This is a genomic window from Ruminococcus sp. 5_1_39BFAA (assembly GCF_964240875.1).
GTDB lineage: Bacteria > Bacillota > Clostridia > Lachnospirales > Lachnospiraceae > Blautia_A.
In genome coordinates, this window is the sequence record NZ_CAXSVO010000031.1 from 37303 (window position 1) to 44473 (window position 7171).

Sequence of the window (7171 nt, forward strand, 5' to 3'; positions counted from 1 at the left end):
GAAAAATTTTTATCAATCACACCTCTCACATATAATGTCATCTCACCGAATTTATTTCAGTACTTTCCAATAACCGGATTTATTAGAACCTACTCTTTCTATATATCCATATTTCTTCAAAACCGCTATTCCTTTATCTATCGTAGTCTTACCGAGTTTCAGTATCTCCGCAAGACGTGGCTTTGTAATATTGGGATTGTTCCGTATTTCTGCCAAAATACAGGTCTGTGTATGATTCAGGAATGATTCTTTATTTTTATCACCCACTTTATTGCTCTTTTTATCACCCACCTTATCGCCCATAACATTAATCCAATTAAATGGAATTGTAACTACAATAGAATTTTCTCTGAATTCGTAGGCTTCTTTTCCATATTTCTGTGTAATTTTAGGTACACCCCGTCCAGTTTTTTCACTAATATGAAGCTGCAAAAATATTTCTGACAATTTCTTATTTACCGGCACAGATTCTCCTGCGAAAAACCCTTCCATCGTCTGCTCCGGTGCAAGGGAACCCCGGGATAATATCTCAATCCTATCAGAAAATACTGTAATCATCGGTTCATTCCCACTGACCCATTTATTATGGACGAAGGCATTAATCACTGCCTCACGAAAAGCATCGTTTTCAAATAACGGAACTTCTTTTCTCTCAACAACACGTTCCCTTTCATCTGCCTGAATGATATTCAGCACGTCACCATAACGCAATACCTCATCCAATGAATACAATAGGCACTGATTGCCAAATTCACGCACGGAATACATATTATCTGCTTTTGTCGTGCCAGAGAAAATTGCTACCCGTATTGGTATATGTGAATTATCAGATAATAACTGTGCCAAAATATTATATTCCCCGTCTTCTGTATAGAAAGACAAATTCTTTTTAAAGGTATCCTGATTCAGTTTTAAGCCTTTAGCTCCATAATAAATAAGCAGTTTTTCAAATGTAAGTTCCTGATAGTCTGACGGAGTATTTTCTATTGTTGGAAAACCATGCCTGAGTACTTCAAATAGAAAGGCTTCTTTTTCAGGATATTTTCTTAAATTCTCTTTGCTTGATCCTATACGGATATACCTTTCTCTTGCATAGGATGTGGGAACAGATTTCGCTGCAGGAATCGTTAAAAGAACAATCCTTTTCCCTTCTATAAGCAGTTCTTCAAATGTAAAATTAATATCCGGACTGAACTGCCGTGCAAGGTAATGTTTTAACGGTTCATTATTTACATCTTGATTACAATTAAAGCTCGTTCCTACTATCTCATGACTTTTATCATTAATTCCCCAGACAAAGTATGCAAACTTTTTTCCCGCAATGGTTGCACTATTAGATAATGCTGATATATATTCACCCAACTCGTCTGCTTTAAACCAGTTTTCTTTAAATTCGAACCATTCTCTTTCGGAATCATACTCCCGAAGTTCTTCTACTATTTCGTCTGATCTTCCCATATTGATTTACCTGCCTTTATGAGTTTATCACCCACCTATTATAGCACGGGTGGGTGATAAAGTGGGTGATAAATTTATTATTTCTTATTCTTTATTATTTATGTATCAGTATCGATTTCTACAAATTCGGTATAGCAACCCTCATTACTTTTCCCGATCTTTAATCCGATAATAATCTTCCATATCCAAACTCAATTTCACATAAGAATCCGGTTTGCGTTTTCGGTTGCTCTTCTGAAGTAACGCGATAGTTTCAACGGTACTTTCGTTGTCCCAACAAAGTTCCTGTGTTTCCCTGTCTCCAAAATACACCGGGAAACGGAACTTTATGTGCTTCAGGAATCTGCCATTCGGCTGCTCCTGCTCGTAAATGTCCACCTGTTCTACAAAGCTGTTAAGAAATTCTTTCTTTTCCAGATCGGTGAATTTATGATATAGTTTATCAAAATATAAAAGAAATTGATAGACGTTTTCTTCTGATATTTTCTGCTGCTGGATATTCAGCAAACGCTTTTTAACTTCTTCTATGCTATTTTCCACGCCTTCAATTTCATCATATAGGCGATATAATCGTGTCTCCATATCCTGATATTTCTTTTCATAAAATTTATCTGTAATATCCAGACTGTCCATCTGCTGACCTAGCCTTGCTTTTGCTCCTGTCAACTGGCGATGCTGTTTTTCCAAATTTTTGATTTCTTTTTCAATTTCATCTGTGTCAATCCTTGAACCGATTTTTTTTCGGATAGCTTCTTCAAATTTAGGATTCTGTACCAGTTTCCGGATAACCTCTTCAACTGCATTATTGACCTTATCCTCGCTCCATTGCTTATGGTAATCACATCTGTGACCATCCATTAAGCGGCGGTGCTTACAGGCATAGTAAAAATAATCCTTATACAAAGTTCCATCTTTCTTTTTCTTTCGGTTCACATTTCCATACATTCCACTTCCACATAGCGGACATTTCAAGATCCCGGATAAAATATGTTCATGATCTAAGCTATGGATCTTCTCATATTTCACTCCATTTTTTACCCTTTTCTGGTGTGCCAGTTCCCAATCTGTCTCTGAGATAATCCCTTCATGAATGCCATCATATAACATATAATTCTCCTGTTTTACAATACGGTATTCATTTCGTGTTCCAGAAACCTTCTCATTCTTTCTTCGTCCGTAAGCCAGTTTCCCACAGTAAACCGGATTGTCCAAAACGCCTTTTATAAAAGAAGCGGCAAATGCATCCAGTGTATTATTCTGCCTCTTTTTCTTTTTATATCCATGCTGATTCAGCCATATGGCGATCGCAGCAATTCCCATATTCGTATGAATAAATTTATCATAAATCAGACGTATGACCTCTGCTTCATCCTCTGCAATCTGTAATTCTCCATTTACCAGTTCATAGCCATATGGGGCAAATCCACCGTTCCATTTCCCTTCTCTGGCTTTCTGTTTGCGTCCCTCCATTGTCTGGACAAGGATATTTTCCCTTTCAATCTCTGCCACCGCAGACAAAACAGAAATCATCAATTTTCCACTATCTTTTGAACTGTCAATCCCATCCTCGACACAAATCAGGTTCACCCCAAAGTCTTGCATCCTCTGCAAAGAATTCAAAACATCTGCCGCATTACGACCAAATCTGGAAAGTTTGAATACCAGTACAAACTGTATCTCATCTGTGCCATTCTCGATATTATCCAGCATTCTCTGAAATTCAGGTCTTCCCTCCACGCTTTTTCCAGATTTACCTTCATCTGAATACTCATTTACAATTTCCATATTTTGAAATTCTGCATAACGCCTTAATTTTTCTTTCTGAACATCCAGACTGTATCCATCTACCTGCATGGTTGTAGATACTCTGGTATAGATATCACATTTAATTTTTATATTCTTCATAGTCTTCTCCCATATATAGTATCCTTGTTTTGTTGTCCCAACTTTATTTTAGTACTCATTCCAATTCTTTTCAATACTTATTTTCCGTGTTGACGCATTTCTCTGTCAATTGTATAATTAAATTAGATACATAGCATATCTATTATCAAAATATCGTCCGCTTACCGAAAGCATCTAATAAATATCCGGCTTGAAAATTATTTAGAAATTATTTCAGTTTTTGATATTGTGTTTTTATCACACATTGCATATACTATAAATACACAAAAAGCCAGAAATAGAGGAGGTGTTAGTATGGCTACTTCAAGTATTACTCATAATTTTGTCGTATCCAATCCAAATAGCGTAAAGCGTTTTGTCTCAGCAATTGACGAAGCTGATCGTGACCGCACACCAAAGCAGGCACTTCCCGGACGTCAGTTAACAAACCCACAGGAAATCTTAGCTTTAATGTCAAAAAGGAAGAAAAAACATGTCTGATAAATATTTTACCGTCAATATTCGGGCATATTTGGATAAAGACGAACCGACATATATCGGAGAGGAAAGTCTTTACGACTTGCTCTCCGATTTTTCTTGTCCTGAAAACCCCGATGTAGAATACTTTTTATTACATAATGCGATTGAGTTTACCAAAAAAGATCAGTCTATCACTTATCTGGTATTTGGTGCCGAAGACGCTTCACTGGTTGGGTATTTTTCCCTTACAATAAAGCCAATCTCTGTCCGAGCTTCAAATATCAGTAAGACGATGGCAAAAAAACTGTCCCGTGTCAGTATTCTGGATGAAGAAACACAGTCTTACAACACAGCTGCTTACCTGATTGCGCAGTTAGGAAAGAACTATTCTCTACCAAAGGAAAAACAAATCCCTGGAAACATCCTACTGGGCTTTGCACTGGAAACCATATCTGGTCTCAAATATTCCGTAGGCGGTGTTATGGAGTTTCTTGAGTGCGAAGATAATGAATTTCTTCTGAATTTTTATACGCAGAATCATTTCAAGCCATTTGACACTCGTATTACCATTTCCCAGAACAATGAGCCACACACTCTGCATCAGCTTTTAAAATTCATCTGAAAATCCATAAAAAAGCGACAGTCTGATTTACATTTTGTATTTCAGGAAACTGCCGCTTCTTTTTCTTCTTTATTCTGTTTTTCTTCCTCCAACTCCCGGAGGACTTCATCGCCGTACTTATCAATCATCCGTACCAGAAAATCAATGCACCGCTCAAATTCAATATTCTGTTGCATAAGCTCCTCCTATCGTTGTTTTGATATGAGCTTATTTTACAGAATTTTTTTATAAACAACATTGAACTGGAATTGACCGTAAATTGAGAAAAACGTGCATCAAAAATTTCTCTTTTTCTTGAAGCGAATGTATGTTCGTGTTATGATATACTTATTCACTCATTATAATTAATAGAAAAGAGGAAATGCCTATTGGATCGTTGTGATTTTAGTTCAATAATAACATATTTAAAAGACCAAATTAGTGAAAGCAATCAGATGAGTCAGCCTGAATTTTTATACGAAATATTTGAAGATTTTTTAGACAGTCCAGAAAACAATGAATTTACTCTGGATAATGGTCTGGTTTGCCGCTGGATGACAGGTCAGGCGAAAATCAGTCCCAAAATATCTTCTTTTTATGCAAAACCAAGCAATCAGGAAAAATTGGCGCAAACCATACACCGGAATATTCTTCCGTTAATGGCAGACTACAGCAGAACACTTCAAGATATTTATACCTTATTTATCCAGGATTCTTCAATTTCTGAAGCCAAAAAAGCAGAACTTGCTCCCCTATACCAATCTGTCAATTCACGAATACTGTTTCTGGCAAAGCTAATTTCTTTCGGCATGGAACGACAATTTGTTAAACGTGATGCCAAAAACAAAAAATTAATCGCAGGCGGTTCTCTCTCCCCGATGGTATTGGATTATATTATGGATGGCGAAACACCAAGACCATGCCGTCATTTTGTAGGACGAGAAGAAGAAATAATAGAGTTACATTCTCTGCTGGAAGAAAACAGCAAGGTATTCCTTTATGGCATTGCCGGAATCGGAAAAAGCGAACTGGCAAAATCCTATGCAAAGTACTATAAAAAGCATTACACAAACATCCTATATTTTGAATATGCCGGAGATTTATATCAGTCTGTTACGGATATGGATTTTACTGATGATTTACCGGAAGATACCGAAGAAGAACGTTTCCGAAAACACAACCGTTTCCTTCGTTCTTTGAAAGATGATACTTTGATCATCATAGACAACTTCAATGCAACCACAACACAGGACTCCTTTTTGTCCGTAATGTTAAAATACCGCTGTCAGATTCTTTTTACAACAAGAAGCAAATTCGATAGTTACTGTACCCTGCACTTAAAAGAGATTAAAGAATCATCCAGCCTGTTTCAACTGGTATCTTCCTTTTATTCGGAAGCAGAAGAACATCGGTCACTTGTAGATGAAATCATAGCAACAGTTCATCGTCATACTTTCGCCGTAGAATTAGCAGCAAAACTTCTGGAGAATGGAATTTTAGCTCCGCATCAATTACTAGAAAAGCTTCAAAAAGAAAAGGCTTCTTTCGAAAATGAGGACAAAATCAAAGCTTTCAAAGACGGACAGAGCAGTAACGCAACCTACTATTACCATATCCACACCCTATTTTCCCTTTATTCTCTCTCCCATGAGCAAAAGGGAATCATGCGTAATCTATGCTTTCTTCCTTCTGCTGGTATCTCCGCACGGCTTTGGGCTGAATGGCTTCAATTAAGAAATTTAAATGATGTCAATGATCTAATTGAGACAGGTTTTGTACAGTCAAGTCTCCGGCATACTATTTCTCTGCATCCAATGATTCAGGAAATTGCAGTTTCCGAGACCGCACCTTCTGTTACAAGCTGCCACATTTTATTGGATTCTCTTCAAAAAATATGTTTGATGCATGGCATTGAAGTTAGCTATTATAAAAAATTATTTCAAACAGCAGAAAATATCATCCAATTCATTGAAAAGGATGATGTTCCCCAATACCTGTTATTCTTAGAAGATGTTTTTCCATATATGGAGAAATACCACTATCAAAAGGGCATGAAAAAAATCATCCAGGAACTACAGCATTTTGTAAAAGCAAGTACTTACGGAACTGCTTCGGACTGTGCCTTACTATTGGATTATCAGGCAACGATGGAAACAAAAACAGAAAAAGCGATAAAATTAGAAAAAGAAGCCCTTGCTCAAATAAAAGAAACCACAAAAGAGAATGCACACCTTGTTTCCAACCTCCATTCCAATCTTGGAGGGCTTTACCGAATAAACGGACAGCTTGATCTGGCTAAAAAACACATGGAAACAGGTATCTTTCTTTTAGAACACTACCAGCTTCTTTATAGCAATGACAGCATTCCCCAGATTAATAATTACGCTGTCCTATTAACCGAAATGCAAGAACCAGGGCTTGCCATGTCTACTCTTCAAAAATTGGCACAGATAATCAAAGAATATAATTCGAACCACTGTCTGGATTATGCCCAGGTACAGGAAGCCATTGGCAATATCTGCCTGATCACTGCAAATATTTCGCAGGCAAAACAACATTTTCAAAAAGCCTTAAGAATTTACGAGGATATATTGGCAGATGAACCTGAATTGATTGAAGAAAAATACAAAAAAATTCAGGAATTATATCCACAAGCCGGAATTGCTCTGGCGAGGCTGTAAAAAATCTTGTGTCTTTGGAAAGTGAATCTTTCTGATAAGAAATAGATATGTAAGGTTTTGCTGTCGA

6 protein-coding genes are annotated in these 7171 nt (G+C 36.9%); 3 read left to right on the forward strand and 3 right to left on the reverse strand.

Annotated features, from left to right (window positions below; all coding sequences use genetic code 11):
* Window positions 1–51: 51 nt before the first annotated feature.
* Window positions 52–1458 carry an RNA-binding domain-containing protein gene (locus tag ACESZH_RS20475; RefSeq protein WP_373218691.1) on the reverse strand — a complete coding sequence of 469 codons (1407 nt, stop codon included), beginning with the start codon at window positions 1456–1458 and terminating at the stop codon, window positions 52–54.
* Between the two features lie 144 nt (window positions 1459–1602).
* Entirely contained in the window at window positions 1603–3363 is a 1761-nt protein-coding gene (locus ACESZH_RS20480; protein WP_373218690.1) for a recombinase family protein, read from the reverse strand.
* Between the two features lie 294 nt (window positions 3364–3657).
* Here ACESZH_RS20480 and ACESZH_RS20485 point away from each other — a divergent pair, with 294 nt between their 5' ends.
* Both ACESZH_RS20485 and ACESZH_RS20490 read left to right on the forward strand, forming a co-directional pair.
* A complete protein-coding gene (locus ACESZH_RS20485; protein WP_278604238.1) occupies window positions 3658–3843 on the forward strand; it encodes a hypothetical protein in 186 nt (61 codons plus the stop codon).
* Window positions 3836–4444, forward strand: coding sequence for a GNAT family acetyltransferase (locus tag ACESZH_RS20490; protein WP_373218689.1), 609 nt, complete (start codon window positions 3836–3838; stop codon window positions 4442–4444). The genes ACESZH_RS20485 and ACESZH_RS20490 overlap by 8 nt, the downstream gene beginning before the upstream one ends.
* Window positions 4445–4485: 41 nt before the next feature.
* Here the strand turns inward: ACESZH_RS20490 and ACESZH_RS20495 are convergent, their stop codons facing one another.
* The gene (locus tag ACESZH_RS20495; protein WP_255646893.1) at window positions 4486–4620 is read right to left on the reverse strand and encodes a hypothetical protein; all 135 of its coding nucleotides are present in this window, start codon (window positions 4618–4620) and stop codon (window positions 4486–4488) included.
* Between the two features lie 192 nt (window positions 4621–4812).
* Here ACESZH_RS20495 and ACESZH_RS20500 point away from each other — a divergent pair, with 192 nt between their 5' ends.
* Window positions 4813–7104, forward strand: a complete 2292-nt coding sequence (locus ACESZH_RS20500) for a tetratricopeptide repeat protein (protein WP_373218687.1) — start codon at window positions 4813–4815, stop codon at window positions 7102–7104.
* Window positions 7105–7171: the final 67 nt, after the last annotated feature.